The sequence below is a fragment of the Vibrio sp. CB1-5 genome, assembly GCF_059412285.1.
Genome location: NZ_JBJHPB010000022.1, coordinates 35705 through 55852, shown reverse-complemented (window position 1 = coordinate 55852; position 20148 = coordinate 35705). Strand labels below are relative to the sequence as shown.

The following is a 20148-nucleotide window of genomic DNA, read 5'->3' as shown; positions in this document are numbered from 1 at the left end:
AGTGTCCTCTAAAAACTACCCTCAAGCCTCGGGCGAGGCCTGAGGGTTGGACGGTTTAGAATTTAATAATTGTACTACCTGATGTCAGTTCCGTTGCCGATTGTGCGCTATCCGTTAGCAGGTTCACCGATACTTTCTCAGTTGCAGGGAAATGTGTAAACCACTGTGTATCAATTTGCGAGACTTTAGCGACGTCTTCACAAGAGAATTGGTATTGAACTGAGAATTCACCGTGGCCATCATGATGGTCGTGGTCGTGGTCGTGGTCGTGGTCGTGGTCTTTGTGCTCATCATGATGTTCGTGGTCATCATGTCCTTTATGATCATCGTGGTGGTCATGACCTTCATGATCATGTTCCTTATGGTCGTCGTGATGATCGTGACCTTTGTGATCATGTTCCTTATGGTCGTCGTGATGATCGTGACCTTTGTGATCATCATGATCTTTATGCTCGTCATGATGCTCGCCTTTCTCTAGCGTGTTTTCAATATGAGCCTCAACCAGTTTACAGTTCGCAGCAGCTGGAATCGTTAGAATGCTGTTTACATTGTTCAGTTTTGCTGTGGCATCAGCGATGGCTGCCTTTTCTGCATCCGTCTTTGGTGCGTGTTCAAAGCCCACTACATCAGCGCCTGGAGCGGTGATTTCCACTAAAAGATCTTGACCATCTTGAGCAATGTTAAATTCTACGTGACCATGCACATGAGCATCATGTTGGCGAAATTGGTCTTCAGCGACAGCGAACTGCGATACAACAAGACCAGCTAAGAGTGTCATCTTCAGTTTCATGATTAATCCTTAAATAGCGAAGTAAAAGTAGTGAGCACCAATGCAGGTAAAGAGGCTGTTGAAATAACCGAGTGCAAAGGCCTCTGGTGAGAACGATGCGATCGGTTCTCGTTTAACTGTTGTTTGTTATGTTATAACAAACAAATATATTTTCCAGCGGAAACAACATTCAGCCTGAGCTTTCTGACCGGAAAACAACAAAAAAGGAGCCGCAAGGGCTCCTTCTCAGAATCTTTTACTGTCAATTAGATGTTGTCAGTAACTAAGCTCAGCACTTGCTGAATGTCAGCTTCGCTTAGTGCCCCTTCTTTAACATAGAGGATCTTGCCTTGCTTGTCCTGAACGATAATTGCTGAGCTGTCTTCTGCAAGTTGCCAAGCATTCGCCACCAGACCGTGCTTATCGAGCACCATTGATGACCAAGGAAATTCTTTTTTGCTATCTTCAGCAGAAGATTTGACAAAAGAGCTCGTGCCCCACATTGCGTCATCTTGGTTGATGACGGTTGTGGTTTGATAGCTTTCTTTTGGAAAATCAGCTGCGGTAATCGCAGCCATCAGTGGTGCGTTCATCTCTTTTGAGCTGCTGCGGCCAGCGATAGCTTGGATGACACGTACTTTACCTAGCATGTCATTAGTGCTCCATGCTTGGTAATTGATCGCGTCGTTGTTTAGGATAAGTTCACCGTGATCACTGACCGATACAGAGCGAGCATTTCCACCGACTTGTAGGTTGGTTGCCATAGCAAATGCTGGCACAAGCAGCATCGCGAGAGTTAGGAGAGGCTTTAGTTTCATTGTAATAGTTTCCGTTACTTTGTATTGGGCGGCTACCTTAGGCGAACTCAAGGTTAGCCACAACGTAAATAATGATGATTTGACCAAGAATTGTCTGTCTCTCAATAAAATCATTTCAAGCATAACAGCAATTTATAGTTTGTTGCAAAGTTGTTAACTTTCGTTTGTTTCCTCAAGAATTTCGAGTATAATTCCAATCGAACGCAAACTATATTGCGAAATGACTCGCAGAAATGTGGTTACGATTAGATGTACTCAAACGGATATTGAGGTTAGGTTATGCTGCGTAAGTTTACGGTTTATCGTCCGCGTCAAATTGCGAAGTTCGTAAAGACGTTGTTTAAAGGTCAGTTCTTTATTGCAGGCATTGGATTGTTTCGTTTTGATAACGGCAAGGTGCTGCTTCCAGAAGTAGAGGACAGGCAAAAGCTGGTAGCGTTTAAAGAGATAAACGGTGAGATTGCCGCATTGGCACTCTAAATAGACACAATAACTAATATGAAATGCCCTTGCAATTGCGAGGGCATTTTTGTAGGTGTCAGTTTAACTCAGGCGGAAAGCACACTCCGGTGCCGCCAATGCCGCAGTAGCCATTCGGATTCTTCGCAAGATATTGCTGGTGATAGACCTCTGCAAAGTAGTACTCACCAAGCGGAGCAATTTCAGTGGTGATACCAGTATCGCCCAGCGCTTGCTGATATCGTTGCTGAGTTTGCTTAGCAATGTCTGCCTGCTCGTCATTTGTGGTGTAAATCGCTGAGCGATATTGAGTACCGATATCGTTGCCTTGACGCATTCCTTGAGTCGGATCGTGCTTTTCCCAAAAAGTGCGCAATATGGTGGCTAATGAAGTTTGTGTGGTATCAAACACGATACGAACCACTTCGGTGTGGCCGGTTAAACCGCTGCAAACCTCTTCGTAGGTCGGGTTAGGCGTGAAGCCGCCGGAGTAGCCTACAGACGTAGAAACCACGCCCGGCAATTGCCAAAACAAGCGTTCTGCCCCCCAAAAGCAGCCCAAACCTAAAACAATGCTCTGATGCTGCGCGCTAAGCGGTGCGTAAAGGTCAGATTGATTGATAAAGTGCGGCTCCATATTCGCTATGGCGCTATCTCGACCCGGAAGTGCTTGGTCGGCGGAAATCATTTCTTGTTTACGCATCGTCAGTTCCTTTTTTAGACTAGTATTTCAAATGCAAAGCGTCTGAAAACAAAATGAGCGCAGTCATTTATTTGTTTCAACCTTGTCTACAGACTTCTCTATCAATCAGGGTTATCATTCTACGTAACAACAAAAATAAACGCATCACAGCCTCACAATAAAGCATGATAAAGAGACTTTTACCACCGCTATTCTTGACCTTATCGCCCGCACTCGCCTTTGCTGATGAGAGTGTGTCTTTGAATGTTCAAGGATTAAGTGGCGCGCTTCAGGATAACGTCAATGTCTACGTTTCCGCGATAGCGGAGAATGAATACTCGACGTCGCTGCGATTCCAATCTCGACTCACCAAAGAAATCAACGAAGCGCTCAATGCTCTAGGGCACTACAACGCTAAGATCGATTTTTCTGTGAATGAGCGTGGTGATGAATTGACGGTCAAGATTAACCCAGGACCGCCAACCCGTATTAAGCTGGTGGATGTTCAGTTGACGGGTGAAGCTGAAAAGGATGAGGATTTCATGCGCCTCATTCGTATCTCGCCGCTCAAAGAGGGCGATACACTCAATCACAATCAATATGATAGTTTGAAATCGGGCATTCGTAATCTAGCGCTGCAAAAAGGCTATTTTGATGGCGCTTATACCATGAGCCGCCTAGAGGTTATCCCAGAGCAGAATGAAGCGATTGTGAGACTTCATTATGACAGTGGTATCCGTTACCAGTTTGGTAAGGCAACGATTACGGGCAGCCAAATCGATATCCAAAAAGTGCAGTCATTACAGCCTTATAAAATTGGTGATGAGTATCAAGTTGCCAAGGTGGGTGAGCACAACCAAAACTTATCCAATACAGAGTGGTTTTCATCGGTATTTGTCGAGCCTGATCTGTCTGAAGTGGGTAAAGGACGCGAACTGCCAATGAAAGTGTCATTGGCTCCTCAAGTGCGAAATCAGTTTGAAACCGGTCTCGGCTATTCCACAGACGTGGGAGCAAAAGTGAAGTTTGGTTGGAAAAAACCGTGGCTCAACGAACATGGTCACAGTTTCAAAACCAGTTTGGATTTATCCATTCCTGAGCAGCAGGTAACGGCGAGCTATAAGATCCCGCTCGACGATGTGCTTAAAGACTACTACGTCATTCAATACGGTTTGAAAAACGTCAATCGAAGCGACAAAAAAACCTTGGAATCAAACCTGGCGTTTGAGCGGCACTGGGTGTTAGACAGCGGCTGGCATCGAACAGCTTACTTACGATATTTGATTGAGAACTATGAATTTAATGCGCAAGGGGAGCTAGGTCAGTTTGTACTGCCCGGGCTTTCCTATTCTCGCGTAGTCTCACGCGGTGGCGTCTTGCCGATGAGTGGCAACAAGCAAACCATTATGTTTGAAGTGGGTGATGAGCGGGCACTGTCTGAAACCTCGGTGTTTAGGCTCCGCGGTACCTCGACTTGGATATCCAGTATTGGTGAGAATCACCGTGGTTTGTTCAAAGTTGATATTGGCGCCAACATTGCCAGTGATCCTTCCAAACTTTCCCCATCACTGCGTTTCTATGCCGGTGGTGATAATAGTGTACGTGGTTACGATTACGAGAGCATCTCACCTGTTGATGATGCGGGCAATAAAACCGGTGGTCAATATCTCGCGACCAGTAGCCTTGAATATCAATATCGCTTAACCGGCAACTGGTGGGCGGCAACCTTTTTTGATGTCGGTGATGCCTTTGATGATGATCCTGAATGGAAGCGTGGTGCCGGTTTTGGCATACGTTGGGTCTCCCCAGTAGGCCCCGTTAAATTCGATTATGCAAAAGGATTGGATACTAAACCGCAAGCCGAATGGCGCATTCACTTTAGCTTAGGGCCCGAACTATGATGTTGAAAGTTTGGCAAGTCACCAAATGGTGTTCTATTGGCCTCATTACTCTGATTTTACTGATTCTTGCAACGCTGGCGTTCGCTCTGTTTACCAATGCCGGTCTTAACAGCATTTTGTGGGGGGTAAATAAAGCCTTACCACAATTTGAAGCGGGCGAGACACAAGGGGCGCTGTTTCCAAGATTCACGATTAACGATGTGAGTTTTCAAGATGAAAGCTTATTCATTGACTTAAAAGCACAATCACTAACGTTGGCTGTAGATCTCAATTGTCTGTCCGACCCAAGAGTGTGCGTAAATGAACTGGCGATTCAAGGGCTTGATTTTAGCATGCCAGAGGTGGCGCCTAGTGAGCCTTCTCCAGAGCCGACAGAGCCATTAACCAAAATAACACTGCCAATTCCTGTGGCGATTGGTCACGTCAATTTTGACGATATCCAATTGGATATTCTTGGCACTAAGGTGAGCTGGGATAGTTTTTCTACTTCATTGTCGATGACGGGCTCTAACTTAACGGTCGGTGAGACAAAGTTAACCTCTCCTTTAGTTGCGCTGCCACCAGCAACGGAAGCCCCACAAACGAGTGAAGAAGCGCCTACTGCATCAAACGAACCCGCAACGGCGATTGAGCTGCCTGAGGTGTTGATCCCCCTATTCGTTAACATTACCGGGATTGAGATCCTTGATTTTAAACTCGATCAGCCAGAGCCTGTGATTGTCGATAGACTCAAGCTCGTCGGTAAGGCGGGTAAGCATGATGTGGATGTGTCTACGTTAGAATTGGAAATGCCTTTGGTCGATGCCAGTCTGCAAGGCAAGGTGACCCTGAAAGAAGGCTATCCACTTGATCTTGATTTAGGTGCACACCTTAAACAAACCGATTTTGCTGGACAGAAGCTTAAGCTCAATGCCTCGGGTAGTGTGCAAACTCTTCAACTGGATAGTGAGTTCTCTGGGCTAATTACAGGCTTACTAAAGGGGCAAGTTCAACCGTTAGAACCGACGATTCCATTTGATGCAACAATAACGAGCGCTAAGGCGAACTGGCCATTGAGCGGCGAGTCGGATTACCAAGTATCTATTGATACCTTAGGAGCTAAAGGTTCGTTAGAAGGTTATGAGGTCAATCTGATAGCATCAGCTTCTGGTAAAGAGATCCCTGACCTTGCAGTGGATTTGGAGGGCGCTGGCGACTTAGAGCATATCGATTTGAGTATGCTTTCCATTGATACATTGGGCGGCAATGTTGCTGGTCAAGTGATGGCGAACTGGTCTGCACCGGTTAACTGGCAAGGCGATATTGACCTCACTAACATCCAGCCGGGTTTGCAGTGGCCAGAAGCCGAGGGTGATATTAGCGGTAAAATAGTGACATCTGGCTCTCTTACTGATGCGGGGGGCTGGCAAGTGTCAGTGCCAACATTGGATATCGTCGGCATACTTAGAAACTACCCTATTAACATCAAAGGTCAGCTTGATGCGTCTGATCAAACCGGTAAAGGCGAGTTCAAGATCGATACCCAAGGGCTTTCGGTCGCCCATGGTCCTAACCAGCTTAATGCTCGGGGTAAGCTTGATCAAAGCTGGGATATGAGTGTCGATATTGATTTCCCCGAGCTGGCGAAATCGGTGCCGGATCTCTCTGGTATTCTACGCGGTAAGCTTAACCTCAAAGGTGACATGAAAGAGCCGGATATTGCCACTGATCTGAGTATTGAAAAGATTCAGTGGAAGGACGAGGCAAGTCTTGAGGCGTTAACGTTATCTGGTACGGCTAAACCTCTGCCAATCGAGAGCGCACAAGCGGAGCTACGACTCAATGTGCGCGGCGTTAAGTATCAAGACCAAGAGGTCGATTCCGCTAGTCTCACACTCTCCGGTACTCAAGCTGCACATGTGCTCGCACTGGATGTGGTTTCCAAGATAGCGTCTTTAAATCTAGAGATCAGCGGTAAACTCACGGATAAGCCAAACCTAGTTTGGGATGGCGAACTGGCAGAGGTGCACCTTGAGACCGAGCAAGGCCCTCTTGATTTGACTGAGCCAGTGGCAATCAAAGTCGATATTGATAAACAAGTAGCCAATGTTGCTGCACACTGCTGGAAACAGGCTGACTCTCGATTGTGCCTAGAAAAAGACATCGAGGCGGGACAGGCGGGAGAGGCGTTGGTCACAGTGAAGAACTTCGACTTTGACCAAATTAAGGCTTATATCCCAGAAAACATGCTGGTAGAGGGCCGTGCCAATATTACTGCTTGGGCAAAATGGGCGCCTGAGACATCCCCACAAGTGAAGTTGGATGTGGCACTACCAAAAGGTACTGTGACTCAAAATCTAGAAACGCCATTGGTGGTGGGTTGGGAGTCGGTAAGCGTTAAAGCAAACCTAGCCGATGATAAGCTTGACGCGAGTTGGTTGATTGATGTGACCGACAATGGTGACCTCTCAGGTAAGGTGACCTTGCCAAACGTTCTTGCCGAACAAAAAACGATTGATGGTGAGTTGAATCTTTCAACGTTTAATCTCGATTTCTTGCAACCGTTGGTGGGAGAGTTTAATCAGCTGAAGGCGAATTTAGCGGCGGACATTAAGATCAAAGGTGATGCGTTGCATCCTGAGCTTTATGGTCAGTTCTCGGTTGCGGATTTGTCGTTGCAAGGTGATATTTCGCCGATACAGGTTGAGTCTGGCAAGGTCGATATTGCCTTCAATGGTTACAATGCGCTGCTTGATGCAAACATTCAAACTAATGATGGTGAGCTTAAGCTGGAAGGTGATGGCAACTGGCAAGATTTGAAAGCGTGGCGAACTAAGTTAAGAGTGTTTGCCGATGAGCTTAATGTTGACGTACCACCCATGGTGAAAGTGAAGGTGGTGCCAGATATGACGATTGAGGCCAACCCGACATTAGCGAAAATCACCGGTTCTATCGGATTGCCTTGGGGGCGCATTTTAGTTGAGGAGCTACCGAAAAGTGCGGTCGCTGTCTCTAGTGACCAGGTGTTGCTGAATCCAGACATGACCCCGGTCAATGAAGAAGCAGCGGTACCATTTAACGTTGAGACCGATGTGTCGATTTCCATTGGTAACGACTTTACCATCTCAGCATTCGGTCTTAAGGGTGGACTGCGCGGTAAGCTCCATGTGTCTCAAAAAGACCAAGGGCCATTCGTGCAAGGTGAAATCAATATCGTCAATGGCTCGTACAGTTCATTTGGTCAGGATTTGCTGATTGAAGAAGGTAAAATTCTCATGACAGGCCCGGTCGATCAGCCTTATGTCAACATTACGGCGATCCGTAACCCCGACACGACGGCTGATGATGTTAAGGCGGGTGTGAAAGTATCTGGCCTTGCGACAGAGCCGAAAATTGATATTTTCTCGGATCCAACCATGCCACAGGCAAATGCGCTTTCTTACCTGTTACGTGGGCAAGATATCGATGGTGAAACCGGTGGTAACGCCCTGACCACGACGTTAATCGGCTTGAGCCTAGCGCGAAGCGGTAAAGTGGTTGGTGATATTGGTCAGGCATTTGGTGTCCAAGATCTTCAGCTCGACACAGCAGGCTCTGGGGATGACTCGCAGGTAACGGTTAGTGGTTACGTGTTGCCGGGGCTACAGGTTAAATATGGCGTCGGTATCTTCAACTCACTCGGTGAATTTACGGTGCGCTACCGCATCATCGAGGATTTCTATGTGGAAGCCGTTTCAGGTCTTTATAGCTCTGTCACCTTCCTATACCAATTTGAAGTGGACTGATAAACAGTGATGCCGAAAAGGTTGTCGTTCGTACAACCTTTGGTAACAAGGAGTAACTATGTTTAGGAAAGGGGTAATTGTTGCGGCATTCGTGCTGTTATCGGGTTGCGTGCAGCTCACGCCACCCACCGATGAAAGTGCTCAAAGTTGGCAAGATTTTGGTTATCAATGGGCAATGAAGGGTTACATCATCGAAAGCCAATCTGATTTGGTGAAAAAAGTCCCTGAATTGTCCACAGATCAGTTTGCTCAGTATCAATCAGGCTATGCAACAGGCAAGGCTGAGTATTGCAAGCAGAACCCGTTTGACCTTGGCTATGCTGGTAAGATCTACTACGGCATTTGCAACGACCTCGACCGCCGTTACAACGACGAGTACTGGCGAGGTAAGAAGGCTCGCAGTCGCAATTGATTGAGCGATTTCTCTACCAAGCGAGACACAGGCAATTAGGAGGAGCAATGAAAATAATTTGGCTTTCATTGTTTGCCGCGACACTGGTGGCGTGCGCTCAAAACAGCGGACCGAACAGTACTTCGCAGCAAGATTGGTTTCAGTTTGGAGAGCAGCAAGCGTTGGTCGGCTACGAGAAACAGAGTGATGATGAATTGAAGCAGTCATCACAAGTCAGTGTCGATAGTGAACTGTATCAAGCGTATTCAGCAGGCTACGAGCAAGGCCGCCAGGAGTACTGTCAGCAAGACCCGAAAATACTCGGTAAAAAAGGCGAGCTATATCGCGGTATTTGTGACGATATTCGACCGACGTTTCGGATTTGGTACAACAACGGTAAAGCTTCTCGAAGTCGCTATTAACGACCCATCTCTTGCTAAAACCAACTCAATTTAAAAAGGGCTCACCAACGACAAGTTAGTGAGCCCTTTTTGATGTTTGTATTGGTCAGTCGGCTAAAAGCCTACTTGCCTTGAGCTCGCTCATACGATGATTGGATTTCATCACGTGCCGCTTGAACATCTGCCCAGCCATCGACTTTCACCCACTTGCCTGCTTCTAGCTCTTTATAACGCTCAAAGAATTGCGTGATTTGCGCTTTTAGAAGCTCTGGAATATCGCCGACATCTTGGATGTGGTCGTACTCTTTACTCAGTTTGCTGTGTGGAACTGCGAACACTTTGGCATCTTCACCTGACTCATCGGTCATTTTTAGTACCCCAACCGGGCGGCAGCGAATCACTGAGCCTGGCATTAATGGGTACGGAGTTGGAACCAGAACGTCTACCGGGTCACCATCCAGTGATAGAGTGTGGTTTACATAGCCATAGTTACAAGGGTAGAACATTGGGGCTGACATAAAGCGGTCAACGAATACGGCGCCAGAGTCTTTATCGACTTCGTACTTGATGGGATCAGCGTTTGCAGGGATTTCAATGACGACATAGATGTCATCTGGGAGTGACTTACCCGCAGGCACATTGTTTAAGCTCATTTTGACTTTCCTTTTCTTTGTTCGATATTCCTTTAGGCGTAAGGAACTGAGGGCTGAAACACGAATCGTTTACAGTCAGTATACTTGGTTAATTTTAAAACAAAAAGTGCCTCATTGAGAGGCACTTCGAAGTTATTAGTCTTGGTACTCTTCGAGGAAGGACTCGACTTTTTCAACCATGTTCTTTGAACCTACAAAGAATGGCACGCGCTGGTGAAGCTCTGTCGGTTTGATATCCATAATGCGCTGGGTGCCATCTGAAGCGACACCGCCAGCTTGCTCCATGATGAATGCCATTGGGTTGCACTCATAAAGCAAACGCAGCTTACCACTCGGGTGACTTTGCGTACTTGGGTACAAGTAGATGCCACCTTTAAGCAAGTTACGATGGAAATCAGACACTAGTGAGCCGATGTAGCGAGAGGTGTATGGACGTTTCTCTTCCGGCACGTTTTCCTGGCAGTACTTAATGTACTTCTTCACACCCATAGGGAAACGGATGTAGTTGCCTTCGTTGATTGAATAGATGGTTCCGTCTTCAGGAATCATCATGTTTTCGTGAGAAAGGCAGAAGCTGCCGATCGATGGATCGTAAGTGAAGCCATTTACGCCTTTACCTGTTGTGTATACCAACATGGTTGACGAGCCGTAGACCACATAACCCGCTGCCACCTGTTTATTACCAGGTTGTAGGAAGTCCTCTTGAGTTGGAGGCGTGCCTACTGGTGAGATACGACGGTAAATAGAGAAGATAGTACCAACTGAGACGTTAACATCTATGTTTGATGATCCATCCAATGGATCCATTAACACAACATATTTGGCGTTCTTGTTGAGCTCTTTATTGAACGCGACTGCCTCATCTTCTTCTTCACTCGCGACACCACAAACTTGGTCACGTGCTTCTAACGCGGCTTTGAACTTATCATTCGCATAGACATCGAGCTTTTGCTGAGCTTCGCCTTGAACATTGTCTGTACCAACCGCACCTGTGATATCAACAAGGCCAGCTTTGTTGATTTCTCGGTTTACAATTTTTGCAGCAAGTCGAATCGAGGACAAAAGAGAGGAGAGATCACCGCTAGCGTGGGGGAAATCATGTTGCTTCTCAACAATGAATTCGCCAAGGGTGCGCATATCAGACATGTTATATCCTTTAAGTTTTTTACTTATTTTCTTGGGGGTATGTGTGTGGAATAACGCGAAATCAAACGATTGCGCGAGTTGGGGGTATTCATCAACACACATGGATATTGTAGGGGGCAGAACTTTTTAATGGTAATGAAGTAAGAGTGCAGAGTGGCAATTTGTACGATGAATGTCACATTTATCTGTCTAACCACTAACTTTCTCGCTTTTAACACACGCTTTGGGTATATATAGCGACAATGGCGTAAACTAAGACGCAACGGAATTTAAGAGAGCAAGTTATGCATATTCATATCCTTGGCATCTGCGGCACCTTTATGGGTGGCGCTGCTGTACTGGCCCAGCAACTTGGACATCGAGTCACCGGCAGTGATGCAAACGTCTATCCACCAATGAGCACTCTATTGGAATCGGAAGGAATCGAAATCATCGAAGGTTTTGACCCTGCGCAGCTCAACCCTGCGCCCGATCTCGTGGTGATTGGCAATGCGATGAGCCGCGGAAATCCTTGCGTTGAATATGTCCTTAATCACAACCTTAAGTACACTTCAGGACCTCAATGGTTGCAGGAATTCCTTTTGCATGATCGTTGGGTATTGGCAGTGTCTGGAACGCACGGAAAAACCACAACCTCGAGCATGCTTAGCTGGATTTTAGAGGACTGCGGTTATACACCAGGCTTCTTAGTGGGCGGCGTCTTGGGCAACTTTGGGCAATCGGCGAGACTGGGCGAGTCGATGTTCTTTGTGGTAGAAGCGGATGAGTACGATAGTGCCTTTTTCGATAAACGTTCTAAGTTTGTTCATTACCATCCTCGCACTTTGATCATGAATAACCTTGAGTTTGATCATGCGGATATTTTTGATGATCTTGAAGCGATCAAGAGGCAGTTCCATCATCTAGTGCGCACCGTTCCGGGTAACGGAAGGATCATGACACCGAAAAACGACAAAGCGCTCAGCGATGTATTAGGCAGAGGCTGCTGGAGTGAAGTTGAACATACGGGTACCGGCGCAGATTGGCGCGCGAATAAACTGATTGCTGACGGCTCGCATTTTGAAGTGTTCTTGCATGGCGCGAAAGTGGGCGAGGTGAAATGGGACTTGGTGGGTGACCATAATGTCGACAATGCACTGATGGCGATTGCGGGTGCAAGGCATGTGGGTGTTACGCCCGATTTAGCGTGTGAGGCACTGGGTAAGTTTATCAATACTAAGCGACGCCTCGAGTTAAAAGGCGAAGTAAATCAAGTGACGGTCTACGATGATTTTGCCCATCACCCAACGGCAATTGAGCTGACGTTGGATGGTCTGCGTAACAAGGTCGGCGATAAACGTATTCTTGCGGTATTAGAGCCGCGCAGCGCGACCATGAAACGTGGCGTGCACAAGGAAACGCTTGCTCAATCACTGACCAAAGCCGACCAAGTGTTCTTGTTCCAGCCAGACAATATTGAGTGGTCGGTACAAGATATTGCCGATGCATGTAGCCAGCCATCTCAAGTTGAAAGTGACATTGACGCGTTAGTGGCTAAGATTGCAGAACAGGCAGAGCCTCACGATCAGATCTTGGTGATGAGTAACGGCGGCTTTGGTGGTATCCACCAAAAATTATTGGAGGCGTTAGCCTAATGAAACCGGCAGATAAAGCCATTACCCTTGCATTTACTGGTGCGTCTGGCGCGCCTTACGGTATGCGCCTGCTTGAGTGCTTACTGGCTCAAGATTACACCGTTTACTTATTGATTTCGTCGGCCGCGCGCGTGGTACTTGCCACCGAGCATGATATTAAACTGCCAAGTGGCCCAGATGCTGCCCACAAAGCACTGGTTGAGCGTTTGAACTGCAAGCCAGAAAAGCTGGTGGTGTGTGGTAAAGAAGATTGGTTCTCGCCTGTGGCTTCTGGTTCCGCTGCGCCTAAACAGATGATTGTCTGTCCGTGTTCTGCGGGTAGCGTGGCAGCGATTGCTCACGGTATGTCGGATAACCTAATTGAACGTGCCGCTGATGTGGTGATTAAAGAGAAAGGGCAACTTCTGCTCGTGGTTCGTGAAACGCCGTTTTCAACAATTCACCTCGAAAACATGCACAAACTTTCTCAAATGGGTGTCACCATTATGCCCGCAGCGCCTGGCTTCTATCATCAGCCACAATCTATCGATGATTTGGTGGACTTTATCGTGGCGAGGGTGCTCGATCATATGGGGCTAGAACAAAACCTAGTGCCTCGTTGGGGTTACGATCAGCGATAGATTGACGTTATCTAACGAATATTAAGGATAGATTTGGCGGATCTGTGACGAAAAGGTTACAATTCGCCCTCAAAGGTTGTAACTCACGGGGTGCACTAGCAGTGGTGCTGAGAGAAGGTCAAGCCTGATACCCGCGTACGTTAAGTAACAGCCCTGATCCAGGTAATGCTGGCGTAGGGATGAGGCTCCTTTGCTATTAATCGGCTAAGTAGACACTCTAGCTCCAATGTATTGGATGCACTCCCACATCGCGCGTTTTCTCTGGATCTCAAAACAATAACTAAGGACAGAACCAGTGAAAAACCATTCAATCAGCAAAATCGCGTTAGCGACGGCACTCTTTTCTACTTCACTCATGGCATCGGCGCAATCGCTGACCGTCTATACCTACAGTTCATTTGCATCCGATTGGGGACCAGGTCCTGCGATTGAAAAAGCATTCGAAGCACAATGTGGTTGCGACCTTAACTACGTAGCTCTGGATGATGGCGTGTCTATCCTCAACCGTCTTCGCTTGGAAGGCAGTAGCACTCAAGCCGATATCGTGCTTGGTCTTGATAACAACCTAATGAGTGAAGCGAAAAAGTCGGGCCTACTGGCTAACCATGGCGCTGATTTGTCGTCAGTTGTACTGCCGAATGGTTGGAGTGATGACGTGTTCGTCCCATTTGATTACGGCTACTTTGCCTTTGTGTACAACAAAGAGAAGGTAAAGAACCCGCCAAAAAGCCTTAAAGAGCTCGTTGAGCAGCGCGATGACCTTAAAGTGATTTACCAAGACCCACGCACGTCGACACCAGGCCAAGGCTTATTGCTGTGGATGAAGTCTGTGTATGGGGATGACTCAAGTGCTGCATGGCAGCAATTATCGAAGAAAACCGTGACGGTGACCAAGGGCTGGTCTGAAGCGTACTCGATGTTCCTAGAAGGGGAGGCGGATCTTGTGCTGTCTTACACGACATCTCCGGCTTACCACATTATTGCTGAGCAAGACGAACGCTTCGCGGCGGCTGATTTTGCAGAAGGCCACTACACTCAAGTGGAAGTCGCAGCCAAGGTCGCCGGTAGCAGCAATCAGAAACTAGCCGATGAATTTATGCAGTTTATTGTCTCGGATGGCTTTCAATCCAACATCCCAACGGGTAACTGGATGTACCCAGTGGTGGACAGCAAGTTACCTGATGGGTTTGAGAGCTTAACTATTCCGGCCAAGGCGCTGTCTTTCTCCCCGGATGAAGTGGCGAATAATCGCAAAGCGTGGATCCGTGAATGGCAATCTGCGTTGATTAAGTAACGCTGTTTATTCGACGATACATTATTCTTGCTAGAGAATAACGTATCGTCGAAAGTTTTGTTCTTCCCTTGAGGTCACTGTGATTCGAATTCCCAAAGCCGGCTTAGTGGTTGCGCTGCTCATTGGCCTGTATGTCGTCGCGTCCTTGTGGACACTGCTTTCCTACTCTTCCATTGATGATATTGGTCTGCTGTTTAGCGATCCTTATTATCAGCACGTGGCCAAATTCAGTTTCTGGCAAGCGAGTCTATCGACGCTGTTAAGTGTTGGACTTGCTGTTCCCGTAGCTCATGCAATTTCGCGTCGCCACTTCTGGGGACGAGACTGGCTACTCAAACTGTTTGCCACAACCTTGGTGATGCCTGTGCTCGTTGGTGTGTTTGGTATTGTGGCTATTTATGGCAACCAAGGGGTGATTGCCAAATGGTTCGCTGGTGGCTCGGCGCTTTTTTCCATCTATGGGCTCAATGGTATTTTGCTCGCTCACGTGTTCTTCAATCTGCCATTTGCTACTCGGCTTTTGTTGGTAACGATAGAGGGGGTGCCTGAGGAGCAGCGAAAGTTAGCACTTCATCTTGGCATGAACAGTTGGCAATGCTTTCGATTGGTGGAATGGCCAAGGCTCAAGTCGCATCTTCCTCATGTTATAGGCTTGGTGTTCATGCTTTGCTTTACCAGCTTTGCGACTGTCATGGCGCTTGGAGGTGGGCCACAAGCGACCACTATCGAACTGGCTATCTATCAAGCGATTAAGTTCGACTTTGACTTGCCTACGGGCGCAGTGCTTGCTCTTTGGCAAATGGCAATCTGCGCTGCTTTGGTGATGTTTGTTGGACGATTCAGTAAACCTGTTTATGGTAAAAGTAATTTTCACACGACACCTAGCTTACAGCCCAAAGATACGATGCTTAAAAAGAGTTGGGATAGCTTTTGGATCATGGCAACCCTAATGCTCGTCATACCTCCGATACTGGCTATTTTGCTCAGTGGTTTGAACTCGAAATTGCTTGATGTGTTTACGGATTCACGTTTTTGGAGTGCTGTGGGCACTTCGCTGCAAGTGGCTGTACTGGCAGGGAGTATTGCTCTGCTGGTGGGGATTGTCTTGCTATCAACAACGCGAGTTTTCAGGCTAAAGTCTCAAGCTCGCCGAGCGGACAGCCTTGAGCTTGTAGGAACCGTTATTCTGGTGACACCAGCGTTAGTCCTTAGTACTGCTACCTTCTTGATGCTGCGAGGCATGGCAAATGTGTTCAGCCTAGCGTTTGGCATTGTGGTGTTAGTCAATGCTCTAATGGCGCTGCCTTATGTGATTAAGACCTTGAATCAGCCAATGCAGCGCCTTGCTGATCAATACTATCCATTATGGCAAAGTCTCGGTATGCACGGGCTGCGCCGATTTTGGCTGATGGAATGGCGCGCGATTCGAGCGCCGATACTGCATGCATTTTCGATAAGCTTCATTTTGTCTATGGGTGACCTTACCGTGATTGCCCTATTTGGCAGCCAAGATTTTAATACCCTGCCGTTGTACCTTTATCAGCTTATGGGCAGCTACCAGCTCGAATCGGCAGCCGTAGTATCCTTGGTGCTGTTTGCGTTGAGTATCGGTATTTTTTCACTGACCGATACACTGAATAGAACGTCTAAAAAGGTTAGTTCAACCAAAACTCAATCACAGGAAGGCTCCCGCCATGTTGCACCTAAATAACGTCGCCTATCGCTACCATAGTGATTGGTTCTATTTTGATCTTGAGGTAAACCAAGGCGACATCGTCTCCTTGATTGGACCAAGCGGTGCAGGCAAATCAACATTACTAGCCTTGGTATCTGGTTTTTGTCAGCCCGAATCTGGGGCTATTCGAGTAGAAGGTAAGAACATCGATAGGCTTGAACCTCATCAAAGGCCGCTGTCGATGTTATTTCAAGAGCACAATCTTTTTGATCACTTATCGGTATTTGACAACATTGGTTTGGGATTAAGTCCATCCCTCAAACTCACCGAAACAGACAAAAAGACAGTGCGTAAAGTGGCAGAAAAAGTAGGACTAGGAGAGATGTTAACGCGACTTCCTTCTGAGCTATCAGGTGGCCAAAAACAGCGGGTGGCGCTTGCGCGCTGCTTTGTACAGCCACATCCAATATGGCTACTCGATGAGCCCTTCTCAGCGCTTGATCCTATCCTTCGTAAAGAAATGCTCAGTGTAGTGAAACAGCTGGCGAGCGAGAAACAAGTGACCGTGATTATGGTGACTCACCATCTAAGTGATGCTCGCGCCATAGCGAATCGCTTTGCCTATTTGGCGAACGGTTGCATTGAAGCGCAAGGGGAGGTTAGTGAGCTGACGGATGCACATTCCAATACGGCATTGGCTGAGTTTGTGCACGCTGCGCACTAGCACCCATAAACAAAAAGGCAACTGACTACTCAGTTGCCTTTCGTGATACTCAGTCGAGAACAGTCTTAAAACTCTTGCTCTTCTTCGTGCTTAAGCATTTGGAAGATTTCACGGAATGCTTTCGCAGGCTTCCCAGCTTTTTTCTCTTTGTTTGCTTGACGAGCAAGCTGGCGCAGGCGCTGACGATCTAGCTCTGGGTAAAGTGCCATTGCTGCTGCAATCGCCTCATCACCTTCTGCAATGATACGGTCGCGCAATTGCTCAAGTTTGTGCAGAGCTGCGGTAGATTGTGAGTGCTTGTTACGTACGCGATCAAGAGCGGCTTGAATTGGCTCTGGATCTTCGGTGCGCATTAGCTTACCAATGTATTGCAGCTGACGACGCCTAGCTTCGTTCTTAAAGCGCTGCGCGTCTGCGATCGCTTCTCTCAGATCTTCGCTTAGTGGGAATTTATCCAACACAGCAGGTTTTAGCTCAACGAGCTCTTCACCGAGCTTTTGCAACTCTTCCATGTCGTTTTTCATTTCGGTTCTGCTTACCCAAATGATCTCTTCTTCCTCTTCCCAAGGCGCTTTCTGATTTTTGCGGGCCATGATGTCTGCCTATATCACTATCTCATTACGAATATCCGCTATTTTAGCAAGAAATCTGGGGAGAATGCGAAAACCTTGTTATTCTAGACTCAGTTATTAGCAAAGAATTAGATAAATATGGACGTAAGAGAGCAAGTTGCTCAGCAAAAAGCTGAGCTAGAAGCGGCAGTTGCGAAAGCATTGGACATGGCTTCGGTAAGCGCAGATGCGGCCGAGGTGGCGATCACCAAGAGCACGGGTCTTAGTGTTTCGACGCGTATGTGCGAGGTGGAAAACGTTGAGTTTAATAGTGATGGCGCTTTAGGTATCACGGTTTACCGTGGTCAGAAAAAAGGCAGCGCTTCAACGTCTGACCTGAGCGAAAAAGCGATTGCTCAAACGGTAGCGGCTGCGCTGGATATTGCTCAATACACGTCAGAAGATCCATACGCAGGCCCTGCACCAAAAGAGCTTATGGTCACTGACATTCCAGATCTTGACCTCTTCCACCCAGATGAGCCAAACCCAGACATGGCGGCGCAAAAAGCCATTGCTGCTGAAAAGGCTGCGCTGGAGTACAGCGACAAAATCAAACAAAGTGACGGCGCGAGCTACGATAGTCACTATGGCGTGAAGGTGTATGGTAACTCTCATGGTCTGCTTGCCGGTTACGCATCAAGCCGTCACAGCATTAGCTGCAGCGTGATTGGCCAAGGCCAAAACGGTGATATGGAGCGAGACTATAGTTATACCCTTGCGCGCCATCGCGACGATCTTTGGACACCAGAGTCAGTAGGTGAGAAGGCGGCGAAGAAAACCATTGAACGCCTTGACGCAAGAAAGATCAAAACGGGCCAATACCCAGTGCTGTTTGCCAATGATGTCGCGACCGGATTGATTGGCCACCTCGTGATGGGTATCAGCGGTGGCAACCTGTATCGCAAGTCTTCGTTCCTATTGGACAAACTTGGTGAGCAAATCTTGCCAGACTGGTTCTCGGTACAAGAAAAACCACACGTATTACGCGGTCTGGCATCGAGCCCGTTTGATAATGAAGGTGTTGCTACCCACGATATGGACATCATCACCGATGGTAAACTGGCGACCTACCTACTAACCAGTTACGCGGCGCGCAAAATGAACATGACCCCAACAGGTCATGCTGGTGGCATCCACAACTGGTACGTGAAATCGACAGGCCAAGACTATGATGCCATGCTCAAACAGCTTGGAACTGGTCTACTGGTGACTGAAGTGATGGGGCAGGGTGTGAATATCGTGACTGGCGATTACTCGCGCGGCGCAGCAGGTTTCTGGGTTGAAAATGGCGAGATCCAATTCCCAGTCTCTGAAATTACCGTTGCGGGCAACTTGGCACAAATGTTCCAACACATCGTTGCGGTAGGTAATGACGTAGAAACACGTTCACAAATCCAAACCGGTTCGATTTTGCTTGAGTCAATGAAGGTGGCGGGGGAATAACCCTGCATTACCTAAGATAGTAAAAGGGCGTCATAACCATGACGCCCTTTTTGCATTTAGCTGTCCCGTCCTGAAATGTGTTTATTCAAAACAAATTTCAATAAACGCATTACCCCACTCTGAGGTAAATGGCATGATGATGATCGCACCGTCACATTTGTGGCGGATGGTGTGACCTTTACCTGATACCACAACCGGTGTCGCCATATCAAAATCAAAGCCGTTTTCTGCCAGAATACGTTTCGCACCGCCCGTCACCATGTTGGTGATTTCGCCGACCATATCGGTCACTTCCTCATTCAACCCATGTGGTTTTTCACCTAGCATGTTTTGCATGATTTCAAGGGCAAGCCCTTCTTCAAACGTGATCGACATAGAACCACGGGTTTGTGTGCCTACCATACCGATAAGACCAGACACATCGCCTCGAGCGATTTCGTCTTTTTTAATTCTTGGCTTAAGTGGCTTGATCTCCATTGAAGCCATCGTTTTTAGCACATTCATCAATGAGGCCAAAAACGGATTTACAAATTCAGCGCGCATAACTTCTTCTATTTGTTCGATTCTTCCAATGATGAGCACGTCTGACATGTGCCATGAGTTTCTATGACGTGATTTGAAAACTGGAAGCCATGTTTTTCAACGTTGCTATTAAGCAAGGCTATCAGAATATCATCTTGTAGTTCAACGACATTACCGCACTTGTCACAAATCAGCAGATGCGAGTAGTGTTTATGCTCACCAAATGAACAGCAAGAGACAAAACTGTTAGTCGATTCAACGCGATGGATAAATCCTTGCTCTAAAAGAAAGTCCAGTGCTCGGTATACCGTCGGTGGCTTAGCCTGTGGTTCCGTCTCTTTGAGTTGGTCAAGGAGTTCATAAGCGCTTGAGGCTTTATTACTTTCACAAATCAGCTCATACACACGCTTGCGCTGAGGCGTTAAACGAACCCCTCGCGCCGAGCACGTTTCTTCTAGTTGTTTGATTAGCTTCTGATCCACATGTCCACCTATGTTTGCGAATTCTGTTCATTTTATACTAATTCCATCAATAGATCGTTAGTCTCGGTTATGGAATTGCTGACAGCGTGTTTAGTTGTAAGTTGCAAAGCCGAGTAGACGACATAAGAGCAGCCACAGTTCACAATTCTAGAGTGCGGT

At 47.3% G+C, this 20148-nt stretch carries 19 protein-coding genes; 11 read left to right on the top strand and 8 right to left on the bottom strand.

Annotated features, from left to right (window positions below; all coding sequences use genetic code 11):
- Nucleotides 1-55 precede the first annotated feature (55 nt).
- Together zrgA and ACJB0T_RS15465 are read right to left on the bottom strand one after the other, a co-directional pair.
- Nucleotides 56-790, bottom strand: a complete 735-nt coding sequence (gene zrgA, locus ACJB0T_RS15470; RefSeq protein ID WP_479288632.1) for a zinc uptake protein ZrgA — start codon at nt 788-790, stop codon at nt 56-58.
- Between the two features lie 245 nt (nt 791-1035).
- On the bottom strand, nt 1036-1587 hold the full coding sequence (locus ACJB0T_RS15465; protein ID WP_479288633.1) for a YtfJ family protein: 552 nt from the start codon (nt 1585-1587) through the stop codon (nt 1036-1038).
- A 279-nt stretch (nt 1588-1866) separates the two neighbouring features.
- Between ACJB0T_RS15465 and ACJB0T_RS15460 the strand changes: the two genes are divergently transcribed.
- Entirely contained in the window at nt 1867-2067 is a 201-nt protein-coding gene (locus ACJB0T_RS15460) for a DUF1107 domain-containing protein (RefSeq protein WP_112460392.1), read from the top strand.
- A 58-nt stretch (nt 2068-2125) separates the two neighbouring features.
- Here ACJB0T_RS15460 and msrA read toward each other — a convergent pair whose 3' ends face one another.
- Nucleotides 2126-2749 carry a peptide-methionine (S)-S-oxide reductase MsrA gene (gene msrA / locus ACJB0T_RS15455; RefSeq protein WP_479288634.1) on the bottom strand — a complete coding sequence of 208 codons (624 nt, stop codon included), beginning with the start codon at nt 2747-2749 and terminating at the stop codon, nt 2126-2128.
- A 164-nt stretch (nt 2750-2913) separates the two neighbouring features.
- Between msrA and tamA the strand changes: the two genes are divergently transcribed.
- Genes tamA through ACJB0T_RS15435 form a run of 4 tightly spaced genes read left to right on the top strand, consistent with a single transcriptional unit; the run spans nt 2914 to nt 9206 of the window.
- Complete coding sequence (gene tamA, locus ACJB0T_RS15450; protein ID WP_479288635.1) at nt 2914-4629, top strand: autotransporter assembly complex protein TamA; 1716 nt, start codon at nt 2914-2916, stop codon at nt 4627-4629.
- Nucleotides 4629-8393 (top strand): autotransporter assembly complex protein TamB, encoded by a 3765-nt coding sequence (gene tamB / locus ACJB0T_RS15445; protein WP_479292176.1) that lies wholly within the window; start codon nt 4629-4631, stop codon nt 8391-8393. Before tamA ends, tamB begins: the two co-directional genes overlap by 1 nt.
- Before the next feature lie 58 nt (nt 8394-8451).
- On the top strand, nt 8452-8805 hold the full coding sequence (locus ACJB0T_RS15440; RefSeq protein ID WP_112460389.1) for a DUF2799 domain-containing protein: 354 nt from the start codon (nt 8452-8454) through the stop codon (nt 8803-8805).
- A 47-nt stretch (nt 8806-8852) separates the two neighbouring features.
- Entirely contained in the window at nt 8853-9206 is a 354-nt protein-coding gene (locus ACJB0T_RS15435; protein ID WP_042502805.1) for a DUF2799 domain-containing protein, read from the top strand.
- Between the two features lie 101 nt (nt 9207-9307).
- Here the strand turns inward: ACJB0T_RS15435 and ppa are convergent, their stop codons facing one another.
- Both ppa and fbp read right to left on the bottom strand, forming a co-directional pair.
- A complete protein-coding gene (ppa, locus tag ACJB0T_RS15430; protein WP_112460387.1) occupies nt 9308-9838 on the bottom strand; it encodes an inorganic diphosphatase in 531 nt (176 codons plus the stop codon).
- Nucleotides 9839-9973: 135 nt separating this feature from the next.
- Nucleotides 9974-10984 (bottom strand): class 1 fructose-bisphosphatase, encoded by a 1011-nt coding sequence (fbp, locus tag ACJB0T_RS15425; protein WP_042502808.1) that lies wholly within the window; start codon nt 10982-10984, stop codon nt 9974-9976.
- Between the two features lie 284 nt (nt 10985-11268).
- Here fbp and mpl point away from each other — a divergent pair, with 284 nt between their 5' ends.
- The 5 genes from mpl to thiQ all read left to right on the top strand — a co-directional run bounded on the left by mpl (nt 11269) and on the right by thiQ (nt 16931).
- Nucleotides 11269-12618, top strand: coding sequence for a UDP-N-acetylmuramate:L-alanyl-gamma-D-glutamyl-meso-diaminopimelate ligase (gene mpl, locus ACJB0T_RS15420; RefSeq protein ID WP_479288636.1), 1350 nt, complete (start codon nt 11269-11271; stop codon nt 12616-12618).
- The gene (locus ACJB0T_RS15415) at nt 12618-13238 is read left to right on the top strand and encodes a flavin prenyltransferase UbiX (RefSeq protein ID WP_479288637.1); all 621 of its coding nucleotides are present in this window, start codon (nt 12618-12620) and stop codon (nt 13236-13238) included. Before mpl ends, ACJB0T_RS15415 begins: the two co-directional genes overlap by 1 nt.
- Nucleotides 13239-13548: 310 nt before the next feature.
- Nucleotides 13549-14532 carry a thiamine ABC transporter substrate binding subunit gene (thiB, locus tag ACJB0T_RS15410; protein WP_479292178.1) on the top strand — a complete coding sequence of 328 codons (984 nt, stop codon included), beginning with the start codon at nt 13549-13551 and terminating at the stop codon, nt 14530-14532.
- A gap of 79 nt (nt 14533-14611) precedes the next feature.
- Nucleotides 14612-16243, top strand: coding sequence for a thiamine/thiamine pyrophosphate ABC transporter permease (gene thiP, locus ACJB0T_RS15405; RefSeq protein WP_479288638.1), 1632 nt, complete (start codon nt 14612-14614; stop codon nt 16241-16243).
- Complete coding sequence (thiQ, locus tag ACJB0T_RS15400; protein WP_479288639.1) at nt 16227-16931, top strand: thiamine ABC transporter ATP-binding protein; 705 nt, start codon at nt 16227-16229, stop codon at nt 16929-16931. The genes thiP and thiQ overlap by 17 nt, the downstream gene beginning before the upstream one ends.
- 65 nt (nt 16932-16996) lie before the next feature.
- On the opposite strand, the gene yjgA is transcribed toward thiQ, so the two are convergent.
- Nucleotides 16997-17524 carry a ribosome biogenesis factor YjgA gene (gene yjgA, locus ACJB0T_RS15395; protein ID WP_112460383.1) on the bottom strand — a complete coding sequence of 176 codons (528 nt, stop codon included), beginning with the start codon at nt 17522-17524 and terminating at the stop codon, nt 16997-16999.
- Between the two features lie 117 nt (nt 17525-17641).
- Between yjgA and pmbA the strand changes: the two genes are divergently transcribed.
- Nucleotides 17642-18985 (top strand): metalloprotease PmbA, encoded by a 1344-nt coding sequence (gene pmbA / locus ACJB0T_RS15390; protein WP_479288640.1) that lies wholly within the window; start codon nt 17642-17644, stop codon nt 18983-18985.
- 81 nt (nt 18986-19066) lie between these two features.
- On the opposite strand, the gene ACJB0T_RS15385 is transcribed toward pmbA, so the two are convergent.
- On the bottom strand, nt 19067-19528 hold the full coding sequence (locus ACJB0T_RS15385; protein ID WP_479288641.1) for a chemotaxis protein CheX: 462 nt from the start codon (nt 19526-19528) through the stop codon (nt 19067-19069).
- 8 nt (nt 19529-19536) lie between these two features.
- Complete coding sequence (zur, locus tag ACJB0T_RS15380) at nt 19537-19989, bottom strand: zinc uptake transcriptional repressor Zur (RefSeq protein WP_479288642.1); 453 nt, start codon at nt 19987-19989, stop codon at nt 19537-19539.
- Between the last annotated feature and the right edge of the window lie 159 nt (nt 19990-20148).